At 58.9% G+C, this 26625-nt stretch carries 28 protein-coding genes and 3 pseudogenes; 20 read left to right on the forward strand and 11 right to left on the reverse strand.

What is annotated here, in order from left to right:
- Positions 1-43: 43 nt before the first annotated feature.
- Positions 44-325: pseudogene (locus K0F88_RS27105) on the forward strand (phage infection protein); the annotation flags it as partial.
- Positions 326-509: 184 nt separating this feature from the next.
- Positions 510-965: a glycine zipper 2TM domain-containing protein gene (locus K0F88_RS27110; RefSeq protein WP_219097282.1), complete on the forward strand. Its 456-nt coding sequence runs from the start codon at positions 510-512 to the stop codon at positions 963-965.
- A 50-nt stretch (positions 966-1015) separates the two neighbouring features.
- On the opposite strand, the gene K0F88_RS27115 is transcribed toward K0F88_RS27110, so the two are convergent.
- Entirely contained in the window at positions 1016-1606 is a 591-nt protein-coding gene (locus K0F88_RS27115) for a TetR/AcrR family transcriptional regulator (protein WP_219097283.1), read from the reverse strand.
- 194 nt (positions 1607-1800) lie between these two features.
- Here K0F88_RS27115 and K0F88_RS27120 point away from each other — a divergent pair, with 194 nt between their 5' ends.
- From K0F88_RS27120 to K0F88_RS27130, 3 genes are read left to right on the forward strand one after another with little or no spacing between them, the layout of a single operon-like run.
- Complete coding sequence (locus tag K0F88_RS27120; protein ID WP_219097284.1) at positions 1801-2514, forward strand: SDR family oxidoreductase; 714 nt, start codon at positions 1801-1803, stop codon at positions 2512-2514.
- Positions 2515-2525: 11 nt separating this feature from the next.
- On the forward strand, positions 2526-3431 hold the full coding sequence (locus K0F88_RS27125) for an alpha/beta fold hydrolase (protein WP_219097285.1): 906 nt from the start codon (positions 2526-2528) through the stop codon (positions 3429-3431).
- Positions 3432-3485: 54 nt separating this feature from the next.
- Positions 3486-4811 carry an epoxide hydrolase family protein gene (locus tag K0F88_RS27130; protein ID WP_219097286.1) on the forward strand — a complete coding sequence of 442 codons (1326 nt, stop codon included), beginning with the start codon at positions 3486-3488 and terminating at the stop codon, positions 4809-4811.
- Between the two features lie 72 nt (positions 4812-4883).
- Here K0F88_RS27130 and K0F88_RS27135 read toward each other — a convergent pair whose 3' ends face one another.
- Both K0F88_RS27135 and K0F88_RS27140 read right to left on the reverse strand, forming a co-directional pair.
- A complete protein-coding gene (locus K0F88_RS27135; protein ID WP_257605361.1) occupies positions 4884-5606 on the reverse strand; it encodes a DUF695 domain-containing protein in 723 nt (240 codons plus the stop codon).
- A 123-nt stretch (positions 5607-5729) separates the two neighbouring features.
- Positions 5730-6407, reverse strand: coding sequence for a TetR/AcrR family transcriptional regulator (locus tag K0F88_RS27140; RefSeq protein ID WP_094467890.1), 678 nt, complete (start codon positions 6405-6407; stop codon positions 5730-5732).
- 154 nt (positions 6408-6561) lie between these two features.
- On the opposite strand from K0F88_RS27140, the gene K0F88_RS27145 reads away from it, so the two are divergent.
- The 4 genes from K0F88_RS27145 to K0F88_RS27160 all read left to right on the forward strand — a co-directional run bounded on the left by K0F88_RS27145 (position 6562) and on the right by K0F88_RS27160 (position 11144).
- Positions 6562-6987 (forward strand): hypothetical protein, encoded by a 426-nt coding sequence (locus tag K0F88_RS27145; RefSeq protein ID WP_094467891.1) that lies wholly within the window; start codon positions 6562-6564, stop codon positions 6985-6987.
- 268 nt (positions 6988-7255) lie between these two features.
- Positions 7256-9511: a TonB-dependent siderophore receptor gene (locus K0F88_RS27150; protein ID WP_094467892.1), complete on the forward strand. Its 2256-nt coding sequence runs from the start codon at positions 7256-7258 to the stop codon at positions 9509-9511.
- A gap of 301 nt (positions 9512-9812) precedes the next feature.
- Entirely contained in the window at positions 9813-10343 is a 531-nt protein-coding gene (locus K0F88_RS27155) for a glyoxalase superfamily protein (protein WP_094467893.1), read from the forward strand.
- A gap of 108 nt (positions 10344-10451) precedes the next feature.
- Entirely contained in the window at positions 10452-11144 is a 693-nt protein-coding gene (locus K0F88_RS27160) for a bifunctional 2-polyprenyl-6-hydroxyphenol methylase/3-demethylubiquinol 3-O-methyltransferase UbiG (RefSeq protein WP_094467894.1), read from the forward strand.
- Here the strand turns inward: K0F88_RS27160 and K0F88_RS27165 are convergent.
- Genes K0F88_RS27165 through K0F88_RS27175 form a run of 3 tightly spaced genes read right to left on the reverse strand, consistent with a single transcriptional unit; the run spans position 11129 to position 14651 of the window.
- Entirely contained in the window at positions 11129-12361 is a 1233-nt protein-coding gene (locus K0F88_RS27165; RefSeq protein ID WP_094467895.1) for a nucleoside permease, read from the reverse strand. The two genes, K0F88_RS27160 and K0F88_RS27165, sit on opposite strands and share 16 nt — an antisense overlap.
- A 56-nt stretch (positions 12362-12417) precedes the next feature.
- Positions 12418-13515, reverse strand: a complete 1098-nt coding sequence (locus K0F88_RS27170; RefSeq protein ID WP_094467896.1) for a sugar phosphate isomerase/epimerase — start codon at positions 13513-13515, stop codon at positions 12418-12420.
- Positions 13512-14651: a Gfo/Idh/MocA family protein gene (locus K0F88_RS27175; protein ID WP_219097344.1), complete on the reverse strand. Its 1140-nt coding sequence runs from the start codon at positions 14649-14651 to the stop codon at positions 13512-13514. The genes K0F88_RS27170 and K0F88_RS27175 overlap by 4 nt, the downstream gene beginning before the upstream one ends.
- A 227-nt stretch (positions 14652-14878) precedes the next feature.
- Here K0F88_RS27175 and K0F88_RS27180 point away from each other — a divergent pair, with 227 nt between their 5' ends.
- The 4 genes from K0F88_RS27180 to K0F88_RS27195 all read left to right on the forward strand — a co-directional run bounded on the left by K0F88_RS27180 (position 14879) and on the right by K0F88_RS27195 (position 17814).
- Positions 14879-15883 (forward strand): LacI family DNA-binding transcriptional regulator, encoded by a 1005-nt coding sequence (locus tag K0F88_RS27180; RefSeq protein WP_094467912.1) that lies wholly within the window; start codon positions 14879-14881, stop codon positions 15881-15883.
- A gap of 79 nt (positions 15884-15962) precedes the next feature.
- Positions 15963-16457: a PaaI family thioesterase gene (locus tag K0F88_RS27185; RefSeq protein ID WP_219097287.1), complete on the forward strand. Its 495-nt coding sequence runs from the start codon at positions 15963-15965 to the stop codon at positions 16455-16457.
- Between the two features lie 179 nt (positions 16458-16636).
- On the forward strand, positions 16637-17197 hold the full coding sequence (locus tag K0F88_RS27190; protein WP_094467899.1) for a hypothetical protein: 561 nt from the start codon (positions 16637-16639) through the stop codon (positions 17195-17197).
- 317 nt (positions 17198-17514) lie between these two features.
- A complete protein-coding gene (locus K0F88_RS27195) occupies positions 17515-17814 on the forward strand; it encodes a hypothetical protein (RefSeq protein ID WP_094467901.1) in 300 nt (99 codons plus the stop codon).
- A 204-nt stretch (positions 17815-18018) separates the two neighbouring features.
- On the opposite strand, the gene K0F88_RS27200 is transcribed toward K0F88_RS27195, so the two are convergent.
- Complete coding sequence (locus K0F88_RS27200) at positions 18019-18873, reverse strand: LysR family transcriptional regulator (protein ID WP_094467902.1); 855 nt, start codon at positions 18871-18873, stop codon at positions 18019-18021.
- A 74-nt stretch (positions 18874-18947) separates the two neighbouring features.
- Between K0F88_RS27200 and K0F88_RS27205 the strand changes: the two genes are divergently transcribed.
- On the forward strand, positions 18948-19889 hold the full coding sequence (locus K0F88_RS27205; RefSeq protein ID WP_094467903.1) for a DMT family transporter: 942 nt from the start codon (positions 18948-18950) through the stop codon (positions 19887-19889).
- A 131-nt stretch (positions 19890-20020) separates the two neighbouring features.
- Here the strand turns inward: K0F88_RS27205 and K0F88_RS27210 are convergent.
- A pseudogene (locus tag K0F88_RS27210) lies at positions 20021-20263 on the reverse strand (aspartate aminotransferase family protein); the annotation flags it as partial.
- A 128-nt stretch (positions 20264-20391) separates the two neighbouring features.
- Here K0F88_RS27210 and K0F88_RS27215 point away from each other — a divergent pair.
- Positions 20392-20793, forward strand: a complete 402-nt coding sequence (locus K0F88_RS27215) for a RidA family protein (RefSeq protein WP_219097288.1) — start codon at positions 20392-20394, stop codon at positions 20791-20793.
- A 3-nt stretch (positions 20794-20796) separates the two neighbouring features.
- Here the strand turns inward: K0F88_RS27215 and K0F88_RS27220 are convergent, their stop codons facing one another.
- Positions 20797-21702, reverse strand: coding sequence for a LysR family transcriptional regulator (locus K0F88_RS27220; RefSeq protein ID WP_257605362.1), 906 nt, complete (start codon positions 21700-21702; stop codon positions 20797-20799).
- Between the two features lie 193 nt (positions 21703-21895).
- Between K0F88_RS27220 and K0F88_RS27225 the strand changes: the two genes are divergently transcribed.
- Together K0F88_RS27225 and K0F88_RS27230 are read left to right on the forward strand one after the other, a co-directional pair.
- Entirely contained in the window at positions 21896-22468 is a 573-nt protein-coding gene (locus K0F88_RS27225) for a chorismate mutase (RefSeq protein WP_094467907.1), read from the forward strand.
- A gap of 131 nt (positions 22469-22599) precedes the next feature.
- A pseudogene (locus K0F88_RS27230) lies at positions 22600-22842 on the forward strand (phage infection protein); the annotation flags it as partial.
- Positions 22843-23022: 180 nt separating this feature from the next.
- On the opposite strand, the gene K0F88_RS27235 reads toward K0F88_RS27230, so the two are convergent.
- Together K0F88_RS27235 and K0F88_RS27240 are read right to left on the reverse strand one after the other, a co-directional pair.
- The gene (locus K0F88_RS27235) at positions 23023-23352 is read right to left on the reverse strand and encodes a DHCW motif cupin fold protein (RefSeq protein WP_010459253.1); all 330 of its coding nucleotides are present in this window, start codon (positions 23350-23352) and stop codon (positions 23023-23025) included.
- Between the two features lie 160 nt (positions 23353-23512).
- On the reverse strand, positions 23513-24367 hold the full coding sequence (locus tag K0F88_RS27240; RefSeq protein WP_094467885.1) for a LysR substrate-binding domain-containing protein: 855 nt from the start codon (positions 24365-24367) through the stop codon (positions 23513-23515).
- 105 nt (positions 24368-24472) lie between these two features.
- Here K0F88_RS27240 and K0F88_RS27245 point away from each other — a divergent pair, with 105 nt between their 5' ends.
- The 3 genes from K0F88_RS27245 to K0F88_RS27255 all read left to right on the forward strand — a co-directional run bounded on the left by K0F88_RS27245 (position 24473) and on the right by K0F88_RS27255 (position 26455).
- Complete coding sequence (locus tag K0F88_RS27245) at positions 24473-25168, forward strand: FMN-dependent NADH-azoreductase (protein WP_094467886.1); 696 nt, start codon at positions 24473-24475, stop codon at positions 25166-25168.
- A gap of 196 nt (positions 25169-25364) precedes the next feature.
- Positions 25365-25769 (forward strand): antitoxin Xre-like helix-turn-helix domain-containing protein, encoded by a 405-nt coding sequence (locus K0F88_RS27250; protein ID WP_094467888.1) that lies wholly within the window; start codon positions 25365-25367, stop codon positions 25767-25769.
- Positions 25763-26455 (forward strand): RES family NAD+ phosphorylase, encoded by a 693-nt coding sequence (locus K0F88_RS27255; RefSeq protein ID WP_094467889.1) that lies wholly within the window; start codon positions 25763-25765, stop codon positions 26453-26455. The genes K0F88_RS27250 and K0F88_RS27255 overlap by 7 nt, the downstream gene beginning before the upstream one ends.
- The last annotated feature ends 170 nt before the right edge of the window (positions 26456-26625 follow it).

The raw sequence follows: 26625 nt of genomic DNA on the forward strand, positions 1-26625 counted from the left end.
CATCGCCTCCATACCAAACAACTACACCCCGGAGCACACCATCATGAAACGCCAAATCCTTCTCAGCATCGCTTTCTCGGTTTTTGCAGTTAACGCTTTCGCCGCTTCTTCTGCTCACCCGGTTGTCGCTGAAGGCGGCTCGGATCGTCTGATTGAAAGTCGTGTGGCTGAGGGTGGTTCGGATCGTTTGATCGAAAGCCGTGTTGCTGAAGGTGGTTCGGATCGTCTGATCGAAAACCGCGTCGCTGAAGGTGGTTCGGATCGTCTGATCGAAAACCGCGTTGCTGAAGGTGGTTCGGATCGTCTAATCGAAAGCCACGCTGCATAAATGAATGGCTTTACCGATGCACTCAACGAAAGGCCCGGCCTAATCAGCCGGGCTTTTTTGCGCGTTCCATTTACTCAATGATCACACCCCGGCAGCTAATCCGGCCCATGCCCCATTTTTTCGTCTAATGTGAGTTGACGCGTTTGCGAGATAACTTCTTCGAACATCCTGGGGTTTGACTATGAAAACCATCGCTTACTGGTTGACGACTGCTCTGTTGGGTCTGGCGCTGAGCTCCTGTGTCGCGGTCGACGCCGGGAGCGGAGGCGCGGGTGAGATGGAAATTCGCTCGGGGAAAATCGAACAGATTACGCAGACGCAGATGCAGACCAACCACGACAGCGGCGTGGGCGCCATATTAGGCGGCATCGGCGGTGTCGCTCTCGGCAGCCTGGTCGGACGTGGCACCGGTCGGGACGTTGCGATGGTCGCCGGCGCGCTGGCCGGTGCGGCAGGCGGTAACTACGCGGAAAAGAAAAAATACGATCAACCGAAGGACGCACAGCAGATCATCGTGCGGACCAACAGCGGCGTATTGGTTTCAGTGACCCAACCCATCAACCCGGCGCTGACCAAAGGCATGAACGTTTATGTCGAGGGTTCCGGTAGCGAAGCGCGGGTGGTGCCACAAAGTTAGTCCTGTGTCGCAGACCCCAGCCGCAAGGTGCCCTTGCGGCAGACTTCCCGCTACACCTTTTTGCCCAACGCAGCGTCGATCATCAGACGCACGCCCCGCAGCACCTGGGCCGACACCTCTGGCCTGGCCTTTGCCGTAGCCCGCGCAACAGAGAGCGCGCCGACCATTGCCGCGACGATGCCCATGGCCGTGGCCAGCGCGTCGACGTCGGGGTTGTTGGCGGCAACCCTGCGCTCAAACGCCCGCACCAGCACCATGTAGCCCTCGGAGAACTTCGCGCTGATCGCAAGATCCTGACGGCCGATTTCGCTGGCGGACGCAGCCATTGCGCAGCTCTCGGCGTAGTCGTCGAGGCTGTCCACCGCCAGATAGTCGGACAGGAAACGATCCAGGTCCGGCTCGCCATCAATCGTGCCCGTATAGAGCTTGGCATTGCCCTGCTCCAGGCTCCACGCCAGTGCCTCGGCGGCAAGCGCTTCCTTTGACGGGAAGTGCGCGTACAGCGCGCCGTGGGTCAAACCGGCCGACTTGCTGATTTCGGCAACCCCTACCCCGTCGATCCCTTTCTGGCGAAACAGGCGACTGGCGGTCTCCACCAGGGCGGCGCGATTGGCTTCTGATTTTTCTTTCGATATTTTCATGATGAGGCTCCTCTGCGCTCACTCTTGCACACTATGGTTGCATTCGCAATTAAAGGAAAACCAATGTTTATAAGGTTTTATTACGCTCGAAATATTTATGTTGACTTTAATAAATGCGACCACCATTATTAATTCAATGATTGCGAGCGCAATCTTACAGGGCGATAACCGCTCATCCAATCGGAGTACACCTCATGAAAATAAAAAATTCCGTTGCTTTCGTTACCGGCGCAAATCGTGGTCTTGGCCTCGCGTTCGCAAAAGAACTCGTGGCGCGCGGCGCGAGCAAGGTCTACGCCGGGGTACGCAACCCCGAAGGCGTCAACATTCCGGGGGTGATCGCCATTCGCCTCGACGTCAGCGACCCAGCATCCGTGGCCGCTGCAGTGGCCCAAGCGGGCGACGTGACGCTGCTGGTCAACAATGCCGGCATCGCCCGCCTGCTGCCATCCATGCTTGATCCTGGCCTGGTGGAAGCCGCTCGCGAAATCTTTGAAACCAATTACTACGGCGTGATGCACGTCAGCCTAGCCTTCGCCCCTGTGCTTAAAGCCAACGGCGGCGGCGCGATCGTCAACGTGCTGTCGGATGCGACCTGGGTCGCCGCACCTTTCCTGTCCGCTTACGCGGCATCGAAAGCGGCAGCGTGGAGCTTCACCAACTCGCTGCGGATCGAACTCCATGACCAGGGCACCAGCGTGCAAGGCTTGCACGTGGGCTTCATCGACACCGACCTGACCCATGGTTTTGACGTGCCGAAAGTCCAGCCATCCGACGTCGTGATCCAGTCGCTGGACGGCGTGGAAGCCGGTCTGAAAGAAGTGCTCGCAGACGAAGGCACACGCATCATCAAGGCCAGCCTGTCGACTGGGCAAGCGGCTTATCTGAACCCCGAAACCGTCGCGTAAAGGAGCTCATCATGCACCTCTTCCAGCGACTGGCCCTCGGGGCTGTCTTTGCCATTGCGGTCAGCGGCGCCATTGCGGCGTCGGCGACCACGCACAACAGCGCACCCAATCAATTCGTCGAAGCTGACGGCGTGCGTTATGCCTATCGCCAGTTCGGGGCCGAGACGGGCGTTCCTGTCATCTTGCTCCAGCACTTTCGCGGCAACATGGATTACTGGGACCCGGCAGTGACCGATGGCCTTGCACAGCAGCGACCGGTCTACCTGTTCGACAATGCCGGCGTAGGCCTTAGCAGCGGCGAAACACCCGATTCGTTCGAAGCCATGGCCGACCACGTCGCCGCCTTTGCCCAGGCCCGCGGGTTGAAGCAGGTCGATCTACTGGGCTTCTCAATCGGCGGCATGGTGGCGCAGGAAGTTGCGCTGCGTCATCCGCAACTGGTGCGCCGACTGATCCTGGCGGGAACGTCGCCACGCGGCGGAGTATCGGGACATGATCCGCGGGTCCCCGGGATCGCGCTGCGCGAATCGATTGCCACGCAGGAAGAGACCGCTTACCTGTTTTTCGATCCGGCGCCGGCAAGCCAGCAGGCGGCCCGGGAATTCTGGGAACGGCGTCACCAACGCACGGAAGGCCTCGACAAGCTCAGTTCGATGAAAATCATCGCGGCCCAAGGGGCGGCGCTGGGCAAGTGGAGCGTTCCCGGTGACGGCACTTTTTCGCAATTGAGCCAGATTACCCAGCCCACCCTGGTGGTCAACGGCAGCAAGGACGTGATGGTGCCCACCGAGAACTCCTACACGCTGCAACAGCATATTCCGAACGCCAAGTTGCTGATCTATCCAAGCTCGGGGCACGGCGCGTTATTCCAATATGCCAACGATTTTGTGCAGCAAGCCAATGCCTTCCTGAACTAGGTCGGAACCCATCGCGTTCGAAAAATATCGTCCAAATCCCCTTGGAGAACGACCATGTCAGCACTATCGTTTGCCGCATTCCGACGCTGCCTGTTAGCTGTTTCAGCAACCGCTGGTGCCCTCGCACTGGTCGCCCTCGTCTCGCCCTCTTACGCCCGGGCCAATACGCCACCGGAGGTCGCCGCCACCGTCGAGAAGGACAGCTCGATCCGTCCTTTCAAGGTCAACATTCCTGAAGACGCGGTGGCTGATCTGCGCAGACGCGTACTGGCGACCCGTTGGCCTGACCGCGAAACGGTCAACGATCAATCCCAGGGCGTGCAGCTTGCGAAACTGCAGGCGCTCGTGGGCTACTGGGGTACGCAATACGATTGGCGCAAGGTTGAATCCCAACTCAATGCCTTGCCGATGTTCGTGACCAACATCGACGGCCTCGACATCCAGTTCATCCACGTCAAATCGAAACACCCCAACGCCCTGCCACTGCTGCTCACCCACGGCTGGCCCGGTTCGATTCTGGAACTGACCAAAGCCATCGGCCCGTTGACCGATCCGACGGCCTACGGCGGTCGCGCCGAAGATGCCTTCGACGTGATCATTCCCTCGATGCCCGGCTACGGTTTCTCGCAGAGACCCGCCGACGGCGGCTGGGGTCCCGACCGTATCGGCGTGGCGTGGGATGTGCTGGTCAAGCGCCTGGGCTACAAGCGCTACGTGTCGCAAGGTGGCGACTGGGGCTCGGTGATCGCCGACGCCATGGGACGCCAGGCACCGCCCGGCTTGCTGGGGATCCACGTGAACATGCCGGCCACCGTGCCTGCCGATGTCGCCAAGGCGATCAACGACGGCACCCCGCCTCCGGCCGGTCTGTCGGCCAAGGAGACTGCGGCCTATGAGTCGCTGAAAACCTTCTTCGGCAAAAATGCGGCTTACGGCGCCATGATGAGCACCCGGCCACAAACCGTCGGCTACGGTTTATCGGATTCACCCGCAGGCCTGGCCGCGTGGATGTTCGACAAATTCAACCAGTGGACCTACAGCGGCGGCGACGCGGAAAAATCCCTGACCAAGGACGAGATCCTCGACGGTATTTCACTGTATTGGCTGACCAACAGCGCGATCTCGTCCGCTCGCCTGTACTGGGAAAACAACACCAACAACTTCAACGCCGTGGAACAGAAGACCCGGGATATCAAGATCCCTGTCGCAGTGACCGTGTTCCCTGGTGAAATCTATCAGGCGCCGAGAACCTGGACCGAGCGCGCCTATCCCAACCTGATCTACTTCAACGAAGTCGAAAAGGGCGGCCATTTCGCAGCGTGGGAACAACCTGAGTTGTTCGCCAAAGAATTGCGTGCAGCCTTCCGCACCTTGCGCTGAAAGCTGCGTTGCACGGGCCTGCCCATTGTCGTGATGGGCGGGCCTGACCACCGATTTGTACCCAGGTTTACATCACTCCACGCACCGTTTTGGCGTGATCCGGATTTCCCGATGCAGGTTATCTCCCGTGAGCTCGTCGGCGCGCCACGCGGGCTCTTTGCCTGCGCTCAACTCGACAGGGTATGGCCCGGTCGGTGCCAAGGCGGCCTGTGCCCTAGCGATGAAAGCATCGGCGTTTTGGGTGTAGAAGGTCCACACCCGCTGTTTTTCACCGGTGACCGTGCACACTAACTTCGCTAACCCGTTCTCCTCCACGGCCGGCTGTATCAGGGCCTGCATTTCATCCATCCGGACCAGGTCCCGGGATCTCGGTCGGAAAGTCTTGGAGACGTATTTCCAGGTGACCCTGATTTTGAACGGCAGCGCCTGCTTTTCCGTCGCGGATATCGACGGAGTCACACGGAAGGTCATAGGACCTTCGCTGTCTGGGAAGTCGGATAACTGAAAGTCACCCTCAGCCGGGTTGGCGAGTGTCTGTTGCCGGAAAGAGGGCCCGAGATCTTCGAAAAGTGCTTTGTATGCCAAGGCTTTGTCGAATTCCCGATCTTGCACACACGTATCGTAGGCCGCGCTGTGGACTGGGCCGTCATCCAGGCAAGGGTCGCGGTCGATCGGGCTGACCGGTGGGGGCGAACTGGAACACCCGGCGATGAAGACGCTTGCCAGAACCGACAACCAAACCAATGGCGACACGGTGGTGAATATTTGAGGCGTGTGGGTGTTGACGTGATTCAAAGTACCGTCCTTGGAGGGTGTCGCGAAAAATGGTTGGGGTCTGCGATTGGCCTGCGAGCATTGGCCATCTTTGCGTTTGATAGGTATCGGCCAGGGTCACAGGCAGTTTAGGGATATTCGGTGTCACGGAGCAGAAGACCGCGAGCTCGTCGTATTGCGTTTTCGTCGTGCCTCTTCCTCCTCCGCCAGTGCCTGACGCACCAGTGCCCGAGCCGCCCAGGCGGCGGCGTCGAGTGACTCTTCGACGCTCGCGCGACTGATATCGCGCACGGCGATCAACGCCTCGGTGCCCATGACGATCGACAGCGCCTGCTTCAATCGCTTTCGCGCCCGGGGTGAAAGCACGTCCTTCAGCGAGTCGACAATCGGCTCGATGTAGCTCATGCGTCGGCCCGGCCGCAGGGGTGCCTCACGGGATTCGTTTTCGAGCCACACCGTCATGAACGAACGCTCCATCACGTGCAGGCCGATCTCGTCGTCGATCAAGAGCTTGTTCAGCGCGTTCGCCGCCAGACCGATGCCCTTGACCGGATCGTCCCCGGGCCGCCAGATCTGCTCCAGCGGCGTCATGTCACGGTCTGCCGCCGTCTCGCTGATCAACGCCTCCGTCGACGGAAAGTAGCGATACGCCGTGGCGCGCGACACCATCGCGCGCTCGGCCACTTGCGCAACCGTCGGGTTATGGCCCTCGTCGCGCAAGGCGATGGCGGCATCGATCAGCGCCTGGCGCGTTCGGCGCTTCTGGTTGTCGCGGCCCTGATCGCCGTTACCGCTGGACGGGCTTGACTTCGAATTTGTCATGGAGTAAATGAGATCCTGTCTTGTCGTGAGACACGAGTCTCATAATAGACACTCGATATCCAACCAACAAGAGGTCGCCCGCACGACCGCGCGACGACTTCACATCAATTGTTTCAGTAACTGAACGCGCCTCTGGGCGCATGAGGTGAATGCCATGAATCACACACCCTGTTCGCGGACCTGGTTTCGGCTCGCTGCCCTCTACTTTGCCATTGGCGTGACGCTGGGCGTGGCAATGGGCGCTTCCGGCGATCATTCGCTCTTCGCGGTACATGCCCATGTCAATCTGTTGGGATGGGTGTCGATGGCCCTGTTCGGCATTATCGGCACCGCCCACCCGTCCATCACCGAAGGGCGCGTGGCTGCAGCGCAATTCTGGGCGTACAACGTTGGCGTCCCGGTGATGCTCGGCGCACTGACGCTGCGACTCAAGGGCTTCCCGTCAGTCGAGCCGCTGATAGGCGTCGCCTCCCTCCTCATCGGTTGCAGTGTGCTGCTGTTTGTGTGGCTGGTGTTCTCGCGCGTTGGTGTGACGGCCATGTACTTGAGCAGCCCGACAGGCGAGTCTCGCCAGCCTTGACGTGCTAAACACGTCGCCGCTTTTTGGGCCGCGTATCGGTCCGGGGTGATTCTGCCTCGGATCGATTGCTGCCTCCGACATTCTCCGACGGCAGTCCGATCAGCCTGAGTCTACGATCAGCGTCGCCCCCTCCAGGCGTGCACGGCAATACGCTGGACGCATCACATTTGATAACAGATCTCAAATGAGTATAAATCCTATTCCAGAATCAATTTCTATTGCGTATGATACGGATTCTCAATAACAGCAAAATCAAATGAGTGTCCGCATGACCGCCCCAATCTCCCTGTGTTCACAAGCCTCCGTGACGCCGCGCTTGCCTTCGACCTTGCGCCCCCTGGCGCTCGCAGTGCACATGCTGGCAGCCGGTATCGCCATCACTGCGCCCATCGTGCAGGCGGCGGAACAGACTGAGCAGACGAAGACTGGAAGCTCTGTGACCTTGGCCCCTATCGCGATCACGGAGACGGCCATTCGCGAACGCAACGCCGTCACCGAAGACACCAACTCCTACACGACTGAAGCTGCACGCACGGCCACGCCGTTGAGCATGTCGCTGCGGGAGACGCCCCAGTCGGTCAGCGTCATCACTCAGCAACGCATACAGGACCAGGATCTGCATACGATCCTCGACGTGGTCAACAATGCCACCGGTGTGTCGGTCAACCGCTACGAGACCAGCCGGGCGCAGTTCAACGCCCGAGGTTTTGAGCTCAACTCGCTGATGATCGATGGCGTGCCCACCATCTACGAGCAACCATGGAGCTCGGGGGAAATTTTCAGCAGCCTGGCCATGTATGACCGCGTTGAAGTAGTACGCGGAGCCAACGGTCTGATGACCGGTGCCGGCGATCCATCCGCGTCCATCAACATGGTGCGCAAGCGCGCCAACAGTAAAGACCTGAAGGGTTCTGTAGAACTGAGCGCCGGCACCTGGGACACCTACGGCGTCGAGGCTGATGTGTCCACGGCGCTGAACGAGGAAGGCACCGTTCGCGCGCGGCTGGTCGGGGAGACCAACGAGGGCGACACGTGGATCGACATGAACTCGAACAAGCGCCAGACCCTCTACGGCACGATGGATATCGACCTGACGCCCGACACCACGCTCTGGTTCGGCTTGAGCCGGCAAGAAAGCAACGCCGACTCGCCGATGTGGGGTGGCCTGCCAGTCTGGTACGCAGACGGCGGCCGCACCAACTGGAGCCGCTCGAAGTCAACTTCCGCCAAATGGAGCAAGTGGGACACGACCTACGAGACCTACTTCGTCAATCTTGATCACACCTTTGCCAACGACTGGCAAGTCAATCTGAGCTACAACCGTGGCGAGCGCACCGGCGACTCTTCCCTGCTGTACCTGTCCGGCAATCCAGGCAGGAACGGCAGCTCCGCGATGTCTTCGTTCCCGGCGACCTACAAGACCGAGACCACCCAGGATGACTACGGTATCCGCTTCAATGGCCCGTTCTCGTTCCTGGGTCGCGAGCACGAATTGGCCTTCGGTTATGTGGACAGCAAGCAGAAGTTCAACGTCGACTCACGTGACGCGCAAACAGGCTTTGGCGGTGTCGCCGATTTCGATTCCTACAACGGTAATTTCGCAGAACCGGTATGGGGCCCGAGGACCGACTACGGTTACAGCGAGACCCGCCAGAAGGGCCTGTACGCGGCAACCCGCCTGAATGTGACCGACGATTTGAAAGTGATCCTTGGCGCGCGTGAAAGCTGGTACGAGAAGACCAGTGATGACGTCTTCTCGGAAGTGAGCAAGATCGATGTCGATCATGAGCTGACACCCTATGCAGGTATTGTCTACGACCTCACCGACAACCTTTCGGCTTATGCCAGCTACACAGAAATCTTCCTGCCACAATCGGTACGCGACCGCAGTGGCCAGGAACTGGAACCGATCGTTGGCGAGAGCACTGAATTGGGCCTGAAGGGTGAGTACTTCGGTGGCCGCTTGAACGCCTCCGCGGCGGTTTTCCAGATCAAACAAGACAATCTGGGCCAGAACACTGGCGTGCTGATCGATCCTTCAAACCCGGTCGGCGGCTTCGCCTACGAGGCAAGTGAAGGCGCGACCAGCAAGGGTTTCGAGCTGGAAGTTTCCGGCGAGCTCGCAACGGACTGGAATGCATCGGTGGGTTACACCCAGTTCACAGCCGAAGATGCCAAAGGCGACGACGTCAACACGCTGTACCCGACCAAGTTGCTGCGCACCTTTACCACCTACCGCCTGCCAGGGGCTTTCAACAAGCTGACCATCGGCGGCGGGGTTAACTGGCAGGATTCGATCTACACCTACGCCCTCAACCCGGCCGGCAATTCCGAGAAAATCCAGCAGGATGCCTATGCGCTGGTCAACCTGATGGCTCGCTACGAGTTCACGGAAAACCTCTCGGGCCAGGTGAATGCCAACAACGTCACCGACCAGAAGTACTTTGACATCTTCGATGCCTACGGCGCCCTGACATACGGTGCACCGCGCAGCATTACGGCTTCGGCGAAGTACCGCTTCTAAGGCACACGGTCGGGTAGCGCTGCTCTCTCCTACCCGAGGTGTACACCACGAAGAAAACACAACACCGGCCTTGCGCCGGTGTTGTGCTTTCTAACGAATAGGCCAACGCTCTCGTTTCGCCTGCTCCTGACTTCCGCACTCATTGACCGCTGTGTATCATCAGCCCGGGCCGATGCTGCCCGCCGCTCGCTCCCGAAGGGAAAGGTGAAAGCATTGCTTCTCCCCCCAAATCCTGTCGTATCTCTTGAGAGCCGAGGTTTGGCAACGCGAGCACCAGAATGCCTTGGCTACAGGAGGAACGATGTTTTCAATCGAACAAGCCAAGCAGATGGCCAAGAGGCTGCGTGCCTCGCTTGAGGCGCGCCATCAAGAGGCGTCTCACTCAACCGCGCTTGAACTGGTCGCGCATCAACTGGGCTACAAGGACTGGAACACCGCGTCTGCGATGCTTTCCCAGGAACCTGACCAACCCGCCATTACCTTCGATAAAGCCATCCCGATATTGCGGATGTTTGACGAAACCAAGGCGCGCGAGTTCTACCTTGATTTTCTAGGCTTCAGCGTCGAATTCGAGCATCGGTTCGAAGCAGATCTGCCGCTGTACCTGGGCATCAGCCGAAACGGTCTGCAGCTCCACCTTTCCGAACATCATGGCGATGCGAGCCCGGGATCGACGATATTTGTCCCGATGCACAATATCGAAATGCTGCGCGACGAACTACAGGGCAAACGTTACGGATACGGACGGCCTGATATCGTTCAGCAAGGCTGGGGGCAAGTGCTGGAAGTCCATGACCCATTCGGCAACCGCATTCGGTTCTGCCAAAGCTGATCCTGACTGGCGGGCCGGGGTGACCCGGCCCGTTTGCCTCCCTGAGAAATCAGCCAACCTTGATACTTGTCCTATCCTTCTATCCAACCCACAACGCCAGACACCGACATGGCCGCCTCCGAATCCACCCTCCTCGACAGCTGGCACCATAACGCCCACGCCTGGATCGAAGCCATCCGCAGCGGTGCCATCGAAAGCCGCCTCACGGTGACCGACCAGGCCATCCTGTTGGCAGTGCTGGGCCGCCAACCCGAGCGCGTGCTCGACCTGGGTTGCGGCGAAGGCTGGTTGTTGCGCGCGCTGGCTCAACGGGGCATCACGGCGGTCGGAGTAGATGGCGATGCGACGCTGGTCGAGGCGGCACGGGCGTCGGGGTCGTTGCAGGTGCATGTGGCGAGCTATGACGAGTTGGTGGAGGCGAAGGTGGACATCGGCCGCGATTACGACCTGATCTGCGCCAACTTCGCCTTGCTGCACCAGGACATCATCCCCCTGCTCGCCGCCATGAACGCCCTGCTCGGCCCTGGTGGTGCGCTGGTGATTCAGACACTGCACCCGTGGGCTGTCGCGGCGGGCGACTATCAGGATGGCTGGCGGGAAGAAACCTTTGCCGGGTTCAAGGGCCAGTGGCAGCCCATGCCATGGTACTTCCGCACCTTGTCCAGCTGGCTGAATGCGCTGGACATCGCCGGCTTTCGGCTGGCCGTTCTGCAAGAGCCGCAGCACCCGCAAAGTCCGGTGCCGCAGTCGTTGCTGTTGGTAGCCGAATGCGGGCAAGGGGCTGTTCAGACGGTCGTTTGAACAACCGCGGCCTGCCGCCCCTTGAACGCCAACGCAAAGCAGAAAAAGATCGCCAGGGCGAACCCCGCCGGAAACAACCAGATGTGCTTCCAGTCATGGCTGCCCGACAGCGCATAGTGGTCGGTCACCTGCCCTGCGACCCAGAACCCGATCAGCATGCCCAGGCCGTAGGTCGCCAAAGTAATGAGCCCTTGGGCCGAGCTTCTGAAACGCTCCGGTGCCTTGGCGTCGGTGTAAATCTGGCCGGACACGAAGAAGAAGTCGTAGCAGATACCGTGTAAGGCAATGCCAGTAAACAGCATGAACGCCAGGTCGCCATTATTACCGTAGGCGAACAGCAAATACCGCAAGGCCCACGCCAACATCCCCACCAAGAGCGCAATCTTGATCCCGAAGCGCTGAATGAACAGCGGCAGAAGCAGCATGAACAGCACTTCGGAAACCTGCCCGATGGCCATTTTCGCCGTCGGGTTGGTCACGCCAATCTCCGCCAGAAACGGATTGGCATTCTGGTAATAAAACGCCAGCGGAATGCAGATCAGAATGGAGGCGATGAAGAACACCAGGTAACTGCGGTCCTTCAGCAAACTCAATGCGTCCAGCCCGAGCATTTGCTTGAGGCCGCTGCGGCCCACCTCAGGCTTCCGTGGCGCGGTGCGCGGCAAGGTGAAGCTGTAGAGGCCGAGCACCAGAGAGGCAATCGCCGACATCAGAAAGGTGTTGCGCAGCCCGCCTGACGAAATCAGGGCCTGGGAATCCCAGGCAAACACAAAGCTGATCACCACACCGGCCGCGATCCAGCCGAGGGTGCCCCACACGCGGATGCGGGAGAACTCAAGTGCCGGGTCGCTCATCTGCCGGAACGCCACTGAATTCACCAATGCCAGGGTCGGCATGTACACCATCATGTACGCCAGCACATACGGGTAAAACGTACTGAAGTCCGGCGCTCGATACAGCTGATACAGCAACACGGCGCCCACCAGGTGCAGCACCGCGAGGATGCGCTCGGCGTTGAAGAAACGGTCGGCGATCAAGCCGATCACAAAGGGCGCGATGATCGCGCCCCAGGACTGGGTCGAGAACGCCATGCCGATCTGCCCGCCGCTGGCGCCCAGGTTACTGGCGAGGAACGTACCGAGGGTGACGAACCATCCGCCCCAGATAAAGAATTGCAGGAACATCATGGCGCTCAGGCGCGCGGTCATCGTGGACATAACAGTCACCGTCTTATTGTTTTTGTTGTTGGAGAGAGGAACGAAAAACGTCGTGATCAGGCCTCGGGCAACCCCAGCAATCGTCGATTGAAACCTTCGTCGGATTGCACGCTGGCGAAATCGTCGAAGGCCTTCTGCGTCTTGGTGATCATGTGCTGCGCGATGAACGCCGCCCCTTCTGCGGCACCCTGGGCGGAGTCCTTGAGGCAACACTCCCACTCAAGCACGGCCCAACCGCTGAAGTCGTATTGGGTCAGTTTGCTGAAGATCGATTTGAAGTCGATCTGGCCATCGCCCAGGGAACGGAAACGCCCCGGCCGCTCGACCCAGCCCTGGTAACCGCCGTAGACGCCCGAGCGTGCATCGGGCCGGAACTCGGCGTCTTTGACGTGGAACATGCGGATGCGCGCGTGGTAGCGATCGATGAAACCCAGGTAGTCCATTTGCTGGAGCAGCAGATGGCTGGGGTCATACAAAATCGCGGCGCGTGGATGGTGATCTACCGCCTCGAGAAAACGCTCGAACGAGGCGCCGTCGTGCAGGTCTTCACCGGGGTGGATTTCGTAGCACAGGTCGACACCGGCCTCCTCGAAGCAATCAAGAATCGGCAACCAGCGTTTCGCCAGTTCGGCAAAGCCCTGTTCGACCAACCCGCTTGGGCGTTGCGGCCAGGGGTAGACATACGGCCACAGCAGCGCACCGGAAAAGGTGGCGTGAGCCTTCAACCCCAGACGCTGGCTGGCCCGGGCTGCGAGCTTCAACTGCTCGATGGCCCATTCGGTGCGCGCCTGCGGCTGGCCGCGCAGGTGCGTAGGGGCAAAGTCATCGAACAGGGCGTCGAACGCCGGATGCACCGCCACCAGTTGACCTTGCAGGTGCGTCGACAACTCGCTGATCTCGACGCCCGCTTTAGCGCAGACAGCCTTCAATTCGTCGCAGTATTCCTGGCTTTCGGCGGCGCGGGCCAGGTCGATGTATTGCGTGCCCAGGGTTGGCAACTGGATCGCCTTGTAGCCTTGGGACGCCGCCCACTCGGCAATATTGGCCAGGGTGTCGAAGGGCGCTTCGGCGGACATGAACTGCGCGAGGAAGATCCCCGGGCCGCGCAGGCCTGCTTGAGAAGTAGGGTTCACGGGCGAGTGCTCCGGGTTCATTGAGGGCAGACCAGTTCGGTCCATTTCGTGTCGCCACGATGACTGGCAATCACGGTTTCGATGAAGGCCATGCCGCGCAGTCCGACGTCGATGCCGGGCACGCCCGGGGCCGCGTTGCCATCGACGTTGCTGCGAATCGCCGTGGCGAAATCGCCATAGAGGTTGGCCATGGCTTCCAGATAGCCTTCGGGATGCCCGGCCGGCAGACGCATGCGCCGGGTCGCGGCGTCGCACAACCAGGGTTGGCCGACACCGGAACGCAGCACGCGCATCGGTTGGTCAAGGGACCGATGGATCAGGCTCGACGGTTCTTCCTGACGCCATTCCAGGCCGCCCTTGTCACCGTAGATGCGGATCTTTAACGGGTTTTCTTCACCCGCGCAGACCTGGCTGGCAATCAACACACCACTCGCGCCGTCGGCCATCTTGAACAGCATCGCGGCGTCGTCGTCCAGTTGCCGGCTGGCAACGTGGGTATTCAACATCGCGCACAGGTGCTGGATGGACTGGTCCGCCACGAATTCGGCCAATGAAAAGGCATGGGTACCGATATCGCCGATGCAGCCGCCCAACCCGGACTGCTCAGGCTGGTCGCGCCAGCCGGCCTGCTTGTTGCCCTGCCCCGCCACATCCTCGCTCAGCCAGCCCTGGGGGTACTCGACAATCACCTTGCGCACGGTGCCGATCACGCCGTCGCGAACCATCTGCCGCGCCTGCCAGACCATCGGATTGCCCAGGTACGTATGGGCCAGGCCATAGAGGCGATCGCTGCGTTCAAGCACAGCCTTGAGCGGCAGCAACTCGGCCAGATTCAACGCCGCCGGTTTCTCACTGAACACATGAAACCCCGCACTCAGCGCCTGGCTGGCAATCGGCGCGTGCAGGTGATTGGGGGTGACAATGATCAGCAGCTCCATACGCTGATCGGCCGGCAGTGCACGCTCGGCCTCCAGCATCTGCCGCCAGTCGCTGTAGCAACGGGAAGCGCACAATCCCAGCGCGGCGCCGGTGTCCTGATTGTTGCGGGCGTCGCGACTGAACGCGCCACACACCAACTCAAAACGGCCATCGAGCCCGGCGGCCTGACGGTGGGCTTGACCGATGAAAGCGCCCTCCCCACCACCAACAAAGCCCATTCTTATTTTTTGCACGGCAACACTCATCGCAACGCTTCTCTGTTTGAGGCGGTTTCCGGCGGCTTTACAGGAATGCATCCGAAAGCCGATGTAACCGGTTACATCGTGACGGAAATTTAGGCCCTGTTTTATGAGGTGTCAAACCCGAAATGAATCGCCAGGAACATTTCGGGGTGGCGCTGACCTGCGCTAAGCTCGCCGCTGCACAGTTCGATAACGAGGTGGTCTTGTCCAATATCCGCGAAGTAGCCAGGCTGGCCGGCGTCTCCGTCGCCACGGTGTCCAGGACGCTGAAGTCGCCTGAGCGGGTACTCCCCGACACGCGCGACAAGGTCAACGCCGCCGTGGAAAAAGCCGGTTATCGACCGAACCAGATGGCGGTGCAATTTCGCTCGCGCAGAACCGGCAACCTGGTGATTCTGGTGCCGACCATCGCCAACACTTTTTTCGCCAAGGTGATCAGCGGCGCGCAACAGGCCGCCCAGCTCGCCGGGTATCGGCTGTTGCTGTGCGACACCCAGGGCCGCGAGGAAGTGGAACGGGAATTTGCCGAATTGGTCTACGCCCATCAGGCTGATGGCGTCATTCAGTTGCGCGCCTATGACCCTTTTGAAGCGCCCTCCCCCAGCGCCGACTTACCGCCGATCGTCAATGCCTGCGAAGTGATTCAGGGCGGTCGTCATCCCACCATCAGCCTCGACAACCGCGCGGCTGCCAAGGCCATGACCGAACATTTGATCGAGTTGGGACACCGCCGGATCGGCCTGATCAAAGGCCCGAAAAGCAGCCCGTTGACCCGCGATCGCGTGGCCGGTTATCAGGACGCCTTGCAACAGGCCGGTATCACGTCGGATGCCGCGCTGATCTGCCACGGCGATTTCAGTCTGAAGGCCGGTCATGACGGCGCCGCCGTGATGCTGAAATTGCCTGACCGTCCCACGGCGTTGTTTTGCGAAAACGATGAAATGGCCATCGGTGCGTTGAAACGCATCAAACAACAGGGCTTGCGCGTCCCGGAGGACATTTCATTGGTGGGCTTCGATGACATCCCGTTCGCGGCGTACTGCGATCCACCGCTGACAACCATCTCGCAACCTGCCGAAACGTTCGGTCAGAAAGCCGTCGAGATGTTGATCGCGCTGATCGAGAAGAAACCGATCACACAACGGCATGTGGTGTTGCCGTTCAAGTTGACCTTGCGTAACAGCACGGCGGTTGTCAGGGAACGCTGACGGATTTCCCAAGTGACCGCGCTCCGATTGCAGCGTTAAAATCCGGCAGTTTTGGTCCACAGTTTGAGGAACCCCCGTTATGTCCAGTCTCGACACCTCCCTGCAAGACACCGCCGCACCTGAAGGCGTTTGTTATGGCTGCGGCAGCAGCAATCCGCACGGCCTTCACATCAAGAGTTTCTGGGACGAGGACGGCGTGCATGTGATCGCCGAGCACTTGCCTGATCCCATGTATTGCGGCTGGCCGGACTTGGTGTACGGCGGGTTGCTCGCGATGCTGGTGGACTGTCATTCCAATTGGACGGCGATGGCTTATCACTACCGTGCGGAAAACCGCGAAATTGCCAGCCTGCCCCGAATCAATTGCGTCACCGGCAACCTGGGCATCAAGTTCATCAAGCCGACCCCGATGGGTGTACCGCTGACCCTGCGTGCAAAAGTGGAAGGCGATGTCGGGCGCAAAACCCGTGTGATCTGCGAGGTCTATGCCGGGGACGTGCTCACGGCGGTTGGCGACTCCGTTTTTGTTCGCGTGGATACCGAGCAATTGGCGGCGTTGGCGCACAGTCGGTAGTTGCCTTCTCCCCCCAGGACTGTCCGTTTGGCCTGACGTTTCCTTCTGAAAGGATGCGACCGGCTTTGGTTTTCCTGGCGCTCAATGGTCTACGCTTGCCAACACTTCTCTGTTGTTACGTGGGCTCGCAATAGAGTGATCGATCCTGCGTGTCGGTACCGTAAGTTACAGGAGGTTTTATGAGCAACTTCCCAATCGTTGCCACGGTACTCTCGATGATATTGGGGCTCTCCGTCACTCGCCTTCTTCTGGGTGTGTTGACGGTGTTCCGCATCCGCCGCGCCGCTGCGCCTGATTGGGTCGCGCTGGTCTGGGCCATCATGCTTTTTACGACACAGCTGGAGTTCTGGTGGGCCGTCAACCAACTGCCTTCGATAAAAGTGACCTTTTCGTTTGCGGAATTTCTACTGCTCGTTCTGTTGGCGCTTTCGCTTTTCGTCTCTTCCGCGTTATTGCTTCCCAGTCGAAGTGAGGACGAGCAAAACGGGCTTCGCATTTACTTCGAACAGGATGGCCGCTACGCACTTCTATCCCTGTCGACTTTTCTTGTGCTCGGGCTCTTCGTGAATATCATTTTCTTTCAAGTATCGCCGGTAGCGCTTTGGGGCGCCCTGGATGTCCTGATGATTATTCTTCCTGTCTGCGCATTCAGTGCCAAATCGCGAAAAGCGTATTCGATAATAACGTTGATCTACGTGCCCATTAACGCGTTTGATATAGCCGTTTCACTGACCAACTAGGCGTTTCGGATGATTATTCCGAGCAATCGACGATGTCGGGCGCAAGGCGCTGGATACCGGCGTGCGGTTAGTGCGTGATGCCGGATTTGTATCGGTGCTTTTCCCGCTCGCGCGCGCCAATGAGGGTTTGCCGGGCGGCCCGCTCAGCGGGGTCTGGAGTGAGGCCGAAATCTAGCAAAAGCTGCGGCGTTAACGAGCGATCCCGGGTTATTCCCTGAAACTCGCTGCCGATACGAGGCCAGGCCCAACACGGTCTAATCTGAATGGAGCACGACCGCAAAAACACGCCTCCAGCCTCTTGATACAGGGGAAACGGGATGATCGTTGAAACAGCGCGCCCATGCTCGTCATGGGTCATACCCTCCCTGCTCGCCATCAGCCTGGCACTGATCGCAGGATGCGCAGGTAAAGCCGCTACAGCTCGTTATTCGGCCGCAAGTGTCGGCTCGGCCTGCTATGCCAAAGCGCTCCCCACCGCCGGTGAGGGCGGTCTGGCCTGGGGCACCACCTTGAGCATGGCGCGCAAAAAATCCCTGGATAATTGCATCCGCTATGCCGGTCGATCCGGTGGCACGCCGAACACCTGCCAGGTGGTGTTGGCGGAGTGCAGGCATTGAAACCTATGCAAAGCCGAGGAACGACAGGATCACCACGACGACCACCACTAACCCGACGATGTAGATGATGTTGTTCATGAAACCCACCTCTCAACCAGAATAGGACTGCGGCACGAGGGCTTACACCTACACGGTAGTGCAGCTTTGCTCACTATGCCATTGAGCAGGACCTGATTGATCCAGCCGGTTTCGCGTGCTCACCGACTAGAGCCGAAAGTGCTGCTGCATGGCTTGGGAGAGCAAATCCACCGCTTCATCCGCATCTGACGACGGCGATCGGATAAATACGACCTCATGCTCTGGTATGGCGGGCAAACCGTCGAGAATCTGCATGTTTTCCGTCACCCGTGCGCGGTCTATCAGACTGATCGCCAACCCGACCTCCACGCAGGCGCTGACGGCCTGGTTGGACGGACTGTCCAGCACCACGCGCAACCGTCGGCCGCTTTGTTTGAGTGACGCCACCATGGCTTGCCGATAAGGGCATTGCGCCGCATGCACGGCCAGCGGCAGCGGATCCATCAAGGCCAGAGACTTGTTCGCAGGTCCCACCCAGACCGGCGTGGTGGCGACGAGAAATTGCGCCTGCGCAGTCAGTTGCCCCTTGGCTTGGGCAATCACCGCGGCCTGAAGCTTTCCACGCTGGACCTGGTCACGCAGCGAGTCACTGGGGGCTGTCTTCAGCTCCAGCACCACGTTGGGCCAGGCGGCGGTGAAGGTCGGCAAGATGTCGCGGATGACATGGGCGGCGTATTCGTCGGGTACACCCAGGGTAATGCGCCCTGCCAGATGGTTCCCATGCAGGTCGGCCAGCACCCGGTCATGGGTGCTCAGCAGTTCTGTCGTCGACACGAGCAAACGCTTGCCCAGTGCGGTCAGGGACACAGATTGATTATCGCGATTCAGCAAGCGGCCGCCGGCCACCGCTTCAAGCCGCTGGATATGCACGCTCACCGCCGCCGGGCTTTTATGCAGCTGCTCGGCCGCCGCACTGAATTTACCAATCCGCGCCACCGCATGAAATGTACGTACCAGCTCGATATCGAGTATCGCCGTCATGATTTAATCTTCGTGAATGACTGCTGCATTTTATTTTGATTTATTAGATTAGGCCGATTTCATAGCCTGTGGCAATGAACCAGCCCACACCGATCTCCTGTCAGCCGCAAGTCACCTCCCACTGGCGCCAGAAGATGCCGCTGCCACTGCTCGAGGCGGCATTGATTCTGACCTGGAGTTCCGGGTTCGTCGGCGCGCGATTCTCGATGGATTATGCGCCCGCCTTGTTGGTGGTGTTTTGGCGCTGCGTCGTGGTCACGCTGATCCTGTTTCCTTTCGTCGCCAGGCAGTTACGGCAAACCTCCCCTGCCGTGTTACTGAAAAACGCCGGCATCGGTCTTCTGGCCATGGCCGGCTATCTGGCCGGCGTCATTCAAGGCATCGCCCTGGGTGTACCGGCAGGTCTTGCTGCGGTGTTCGCCAACCTGCTACCGATGGCCGTCGCCTTGCTGGCGGCTGGCGTGCTGGGGCAAAAACTGGCCTGGCAAGTCTGGGTTGGGCTGGGCATCGGCCTGGTTGGCGTTGTGGTGGTGACGCTTGGCGCGTTGGCCTGGGGTAACGCGCCCCTCTGGGCGTATGGCCTGCCGGTGCTCGGCACCCTTTCGCTCGCCGTCGCAACACTCTGGCAGAAGCATCTGCATGCCTCTGAATCGCTGGACCTACTGCCCAACCTGTGGCTGCAATGCTGCGTGTCGAGTTTTGCATTCGCCCTGATCGAGGGCACGCAAGGTAGCCTGGCGCCGATACCCAGCATGGGGTTTGCGCTGAGCGTACTGTGGACCGTGGGATTGTCTACGTTAGGCGGCTACGGGCTTTATTGGGTCTGCCTGCGCCGGGCGACAGCCACACGAGTGGCCAGCGTCTTGTACCTGTGCCCACCCGTCACGATGCTGTGGGCCTGGGCCATGTTCAACGAACCGTTGTCATGGCAAATGGTGTCGGGCATGGCAGTGTCCGGGGTCGGCATCTGGATGGTGGTGCGGTCGGAGACTCGGCAGATCCGGTGGCAAAGCTGATGGATGTTTCGGGGCAGAATGTAGTCACAATCTTCTATTCGCAGTTTGTTAACAAGGCCAAAACTGGCGATACAAAAAACCACCCGAACGGTGAAGGATCGAGCGGTTTTTTGGGGGGTGATCTATCAGGCCTAACCCAGTATCTCGCTGGCCACGTGATCGACCGCGCTTTTGGTGATGTCGACGATCAGATCGGCTTCTTCCTCGGTCAGGATCAACGGAGGTGCAAATCCGAGAATGTCGCCATGGGGCATCGCCCGGGCAATCATGCCGCGCTCAAGACAGGCTGCCGATAGTTTCGGACCGACCTTCAATGCAGCATCGAAGGGTGTACGTTGCTCACAATCGGCCATGAACTCGACCGCGGCCAGCACTCAACTCAACTATCCACACACATGGATAGTCATGACAGTTTTATCCTCTATTGATCCTTTATTCAGTCAATTAGCATCCGCAACAGATAGGCCCCTCTATCAACCATCGAACTGAAAAGAGGTACACCATGAACAAACCCGAGTTTTTTCTTACCCCCGGCTATGGGGAAACTCTCCTCAATGCGTTGCACTACTCGCAAGCAGTAAAAATGGGTGATCGCGTAGAGACTTCTGGTCAGGGCGGTTGGAATGACGAACTGCAGATTCCCGAATGGATCGAAGACGAGATTGCCCAGGCGTTTGAAAACCTGGAGCGAACACTCGCAACGGCGGGGGCCAGTTGGGAGCATGTGGTCCACGTCAACTCTTACCATGTCGGAGGTTTTCCCCCGATAGTCAACGAGACGATGGCCAAGCTGTATCGCCAGTACATGCCCAACCACGCCCCCATCTGGACACAACTCGGAGTCGCGGCGCTGGGGCTTCCAACGATGCGCATTGAAATCCGCGTTACCGCGATTGTTCATTGAGTTTCAATGAGCGGACGACTCTTCTCTGAATGTCTGAATCACCCAATCGATAAAAACCTTTAGCCGGGCATTTTGATGTCGATTGGGTGGATAGAGGACATGAAACTGCATGGCAGGACGAGACCAGTCTTCCAAAACGGCAACTAACTCGCCAGTGTCCAGATAGGGCTGAACAATGCGCCTGAAGTGCTGCCCGATACCGAGGCCCGCCAGCATCATTTCTTTAAGGCCATTGCCGTCATTTGTCGAAAATTCGCAGTCACCGACTTCATGTCGATGAGTGCCGTTCTCGAAAACCAAGGGTTCCGGCTTACCCGTCGCGGCAAAGAAGTAGCCTGCCTGAACATGGTTAGTCTGGAGATCATTGGGGGAAGCAGGCATCCCTCTGCGTTCGAGGTAAGCGGGGGCTGCGCAGGTGACGTAGTGAAGGTCGACAAGCGTGCGGCCGATCATCGTCATGTCATCCAGTTCACCGGCACGAATCACGCAATCCACACCTTCGCCAACGATATTCACGGGCCTGTCGCTGATGCCTAAGGCAATGGTGATATCGGGATACTCGCGATGAAAAGCAGGCAACGCGGGTATCAACAGGCAATTGGCGAATGAGGCCGGCGCATCGACCCGCAGGTGTCCGCCAGGCTTGAGCTTTTTACCACGCGCGGCGGTGTCCACTGAGTCCAGTTCGGTAATCAGACGCGTCGCATGACTGTAGTATTCAAGCCCGTCCGATGTGGTGGCGACCGCGCGGGTGGTTCGGTGCATCAGCTGGATGCCAAGATGCTTTTCGAGGTCGGTTATCAACTTGCTGACCGTCGAACGTGGCAGCGCCAGTTGGTCAGCAGCCCGGCTGAAAGAGCCTGTTTCCACAACACGTACAAAAGCACGCATTGCTAAAAGTTGGTTCACTGTGGTCTACCCGCTTCATGATGAAGGTGCAGCCTTACTGTCCATGAATCTGCACAGTGATGACTGAAATCAGTATGTTTGTTCCGAGTTTCAGTCTAACTCAGCGGGCGCTCCAGGCGTTGTATGCTTGGTGCCCCTATGTGATACACAACACCTGATTGTGTGAGTCCCGAGTTCTGACGAGGTTTTGCTTATGCCCCACTCCCCACGCATCCCGCACCTGCTGGCCTGCGCCTTGATCGGTTTATTCACTGGCGGCGCACAGGCGAGCACGCCCTCCCCTGTGCCCGAGAGTTTGCAACCGCTGCTGGTGACGATGAACGAGCGCCTGAACATTGGTGATCTGGTGGCGCTGACCAAGTGGGACAGCGGCAAACCCATCCAGGACAGTGCCCGTGAAGCGCAAGTTATCGCTAACGCCAGGAAGATGGCCGTTAAACGCAAACTGGACCCGGAACAGGTCGCCGAGTTGGTCGCCGCACAGATTGAAGCCAACAAGCTCGTGCAGTACGGGCTGCTCGCTAATTGGCGGGCGGCCGGCAAGGCGCCTGACACACCACGGCCGGACCTCAACAAACAGATCAGGCCCCAACTGGATGAACTGCAAAACCGTCTGTTGCAGCAATACGCTGAGTTCGCACCCTATCGCAAAGACCCGAACTGCCCGGACTGGCTGGGCGAGGCACGCGCCGGTCTGATCAAGGACCAACTGCATGGTCAGGCATTGATACGCGCGACCGGGGAGCTGTGTGTCGCCGATCAGTGACAGGCCGACGGCGGTCTCTGGCAGCCATTGACCGCATCAATAGTCACCATTAACTCAATGAAGTTCTCTTAAAAACTCCGGGGCGTACCATCGCCTCCATACCAAACAACTACACCCCGGAGCACACCATCATGAAACGCCAAATCCTTCTCAGCATCGCTTTCTCGGTTTTTGCAGTTAACGCTTTCGCCGCTACCTCTGCTCACCCGGTTGTCGCTGAAGGCGGCTCGGATCGCTTGATCGAAAGCCGTGTGGCTGAGGGTGGTTCGGATCGTCTGATCGAAAACCGCGTCGCTGAAGGTGGCTCCGACCGTCTGATCGAAAACCGCGTCGCTGAAGGTGGTTCTGACCGTCTGATCGAAAGCCGCGCTGCCTGAATGAATGGCTTTACTGCGGCATCCAACAAGAAGCCCGGCCTGACAAGCCGGGCTTTTTTACGCTCTGATTTTGTTCAGTCAAACTCTGGACAGGCAGAACGGCCGCACAGTGCTGCCACAAACGTCCGTCGATGAGCACCTGACTCTGCAATGGGCCGATCGTGGTCAGTACCAGAGTCAATCCACGATAAACAACTTCGCACCCGTGGTGCTGAAAGATCGATGCCCCTCAGCGTTGTTGCCCACCTGATAGCTCATCCCCGCCGTAAGCGTGAACTGGCGACCATCCTCCAGTTCCGTGTGCAACTCGCCTTCCAGGCACAACAGGATATGCCCTCTCCAGCACCAATGATCGGCCAGATAACCAGGACTGTATTCAACCATCCGCACACGCGTCGAACCAAACTGGCAGGTTCGCCAATAGGCGGTGCCCGTCTGTCCAGCGTACTGGACAGGTTCGACAGTCGACCAATCGGTCGTACCAAAGGGAACATCCGTTAGATCCATGGGTGGCTCATCAATGACAGAGGATCTGTGGACCGTACCGCTCCAGTGGGATTCTCGATAGATACAGATTCCCCGCATTTATGAGATACAGGCGCCCATTCAACCAAGATTGCCAGCTTGCAATCACTGACTCAAATGGATGCCGCTACGCCTGTGCCAATCAAGCCCGGCGTGTGGAGCAATACTCCACAATGAGTTGAGTGACCGCTGCCACCATCGCCTGATCCGCGTCAGGTGAGGCGAACAGCCGACATTGCGCATCCGGCAATGCCGGCAATCCTTGTTCAGCCCCGATAACCGTCAGTCCCTGCCCCAACTGACTGAGTGGCATGGGCGCTACCGCGAAGCCTGCCAGTGCCGCCGCCCGCAACCCGGCGGTGCTGCTGCACAACATGGCCGTGCGTTGGGCGATTCCCGCCTGCGCCAGCCTCGTCAGCGCGGCTTCGCGATAAGGGCAAGGCGCGGGGAACAGGGCCAGCGGCAACGGCGTCGGTAATCGGATGACGGGTTGCGCCGACCCCGCCCACACCAGCGGCTCTTGCCACAGCAGCAACCCCGCTTCGCTGGTTTCGCACAACGAACCGATGACCACGTCCAGTTGCCCTTGCTTCATCAGCGCCAGCAACGAACCGGGGATGTTCACCTGCACCTCGATTTCCATCCCGGGGTACTGCGCCGCGAAATCCTGAACAGTGCGCAGCAATCGAGACTCGACAAAATCTTCGGACACCCCGATCCGCAGCCGCCCGTGAAACGGTGTGCGTGTCAGGTCTGTCCAGGCATCACGGTTCAGCGCGAGGATTGTGCGCGCATAAGCGACCAGGCGCTCGCCATCGGCCGTCAGTTGCTGGGAACGGGTGGTACGCGTCAACAGCGGCTTTCCAATCTGTTCTTCCAATCGCCGCACGTGGCCACTGACCGCCGACTGAGTCAGGTGCAGCTTCTGGGCGGCACGGCTGAAGCCGTCTTCATCGACAACCGTGACAAATGTCTTGAGCAGCAACGTATCGAACATAGTTTTATTCGTGATTAATCGTGTTTGAATTTACGATTTATATTTCAAATACAACTATGTTGCAATGCTCCTCACCTGCCCCGCCCTCATCATTCAAGGTGTGCCATGACAACCCTTCTGCATATTCAATGCTCTCCACGCAAACAGCGCTCGGCTTCCCTTGAAGTCGCTCGCAGTTTCATTGCACGTTATCAAGCAAACACCCCGGACACTGAAATCGTCACCCTCGACCTCTGGAGCATGGCGCTGCCGGAATTTGATGATCTGGCGATGGAGGCCAAATACGCCGGACTCAATGGCACGCCGTTGACCACGGCGCAACAGGAGGCCTGGAACACGTTGAAAGAACTGGCTGCGCACCTGCACCGTGCCGATGTATTGGTGATGTCCGTACCGCTGTGGAATTTCAGCATCCCGTACAAACTCAAGCACTTCATCGACTTGGTATCGCAGAAGGACATCCTGTTCAGCGTTGACCCGGAGCGCGGCCTGGAAGGCATGCTGCACAACAAACGCGCCGTGGTGATGTACGCCCGCGGCCTGGATTTTTCGGCGCAGTCGACCACGCCAGCGGAGCGCTTCGACTTCCAGAAGCCCTACGTGGAAGCCTGGCTGAAATTTGTCGGCATCACGGATGTGCATTCGGTGATTGTGGAGAAAACCATCCTGGGGGAAGACGTTGACCTGCGCGCGCGTGAGGCCGCGACTCAGCAGGCCAGGTACCTGGCAGACAGTTTGTCGCTCACGCTTCAGCGGCCCCGGCCGCAGATCGATTCATTACAAACCGAAAAATTTGAATAGCCATAACCCGCCCACAAACGCGGGAATACCCGCTTGAAAGTTAGTCGCTTTGAGGAGCCAGTTCTCCCCTCCTCCAGACCGCACACTCAATTGAGTCAGTGATAACGACTGCAATGTCCATTGGTCAGGTAGCCTTGCTCTATAGATTCAATAAACCTATCTTTGAATCCATAGACTCAAGAGGAGATTTGTGAACATGGCAGTCCCCCTACAGGAACAAGCGTTCACCAAAAGCCAATGCGTAACAGGCCTGCGTGCCGCTGTCGGCATCCTCGAAAAGTGGAGCGCCACCAGCGATCAGGCCTGTCGCATCCTGCGCATCTCCCGCAGCACCTACACCCGCGCCCGGCAGCGCGATCCTTCGTGGTCCGTGGCGCTGGATTCAGACCAGATGCAACGCATCAGTTTCGTCGTCAATATTCACGCGGCACTGCGCCTGGTCTTCGATAACCCTGATAACGTCTACGGCTTTCCGTCGATGGCCAACCACAACGAGTTTTTCAATGGGCGCAGTCCGCTGGAGATCATGGCTCAGGGCGACATGATTTCCTTGTATGAAACCTTCAAGCGCATTGACGTGCTGCGTGGTGCGCAATGGTGACGGTGAGCGAACTGGCAGAACTGGCTGGCGAACAGCTGCAGGCTTATCGACTGGTCAATTCGAAGTTTCCACCGATTGCGATGTTTGATGACGTGGCGGATGCGGACGAGTTTGAGGTGCTGTATCAGATTCAGGCGCTGACCAATCCCCGGCTGAAGAATGAAGTGGGTCATCTTGAGTTGATTGCCCGGGATCAAATCCCGTTCGGCATCCCTGGCTGCTCTTATGCGACGGCGCCGTTTACCCACGTCAACCCGTCGGGTTCGCGGTTCAGCGATGGCAGTTTTGGGGTGTTGTACCTGGCGGACTCCATGGACACGGCGCTGGCCGAGGTGCGGCATCACCAGAGTCTTTATTGGTCAAATGTGCCGAGCCTCAATTATGAGCGGTTTGTGTTTCGGGGGTTGTCCTGCGCCTTCGTGGATGCGGCAATGAAAGACGCTGCCGCCATTGCGCTGACTGATCCGGTTTATGACCCTGACGACTACACGCACTCGCGGCGCTTGGGCAGGTCCGTAAAAGAGGCGCGCTGTCCAGGGATTCGTTACCACTCGGTGCGTATGCAAGGCAGTTATTGCTGGGCGCTGATGACGCCCAAGCCGGTTTTATCAATCATTCAAACAGCGCATTACGAGATGGTCTGGAATGGTCAGGTCACCAGCGTCAGCAAGATCAGCGAGGCTTGAAGCGTCTAAACCGGGCATTTGGTATTCATTGCCCGCATCGATAGTCACCATCAACTCAATGAAGTTCTCATAAAAAATCCGCGGCGTACCATCGGCTCCATACCCAACAACTACACCCCGGAGCACACCCTCATGAAACGCCAAATCCTTCTCAGCATCGCTTTCTCGGT

This window comes from Pseudomonas sp. UMAB-40, from assembly GCF_900095275.1.
GTDB lineage: Bacteria > Pseudomonadota > Gammaproteobacteria > Pseudomonadales > Pseudomonadaceae > Aquipseudomonas > Aquipseudomonas mandelii_B.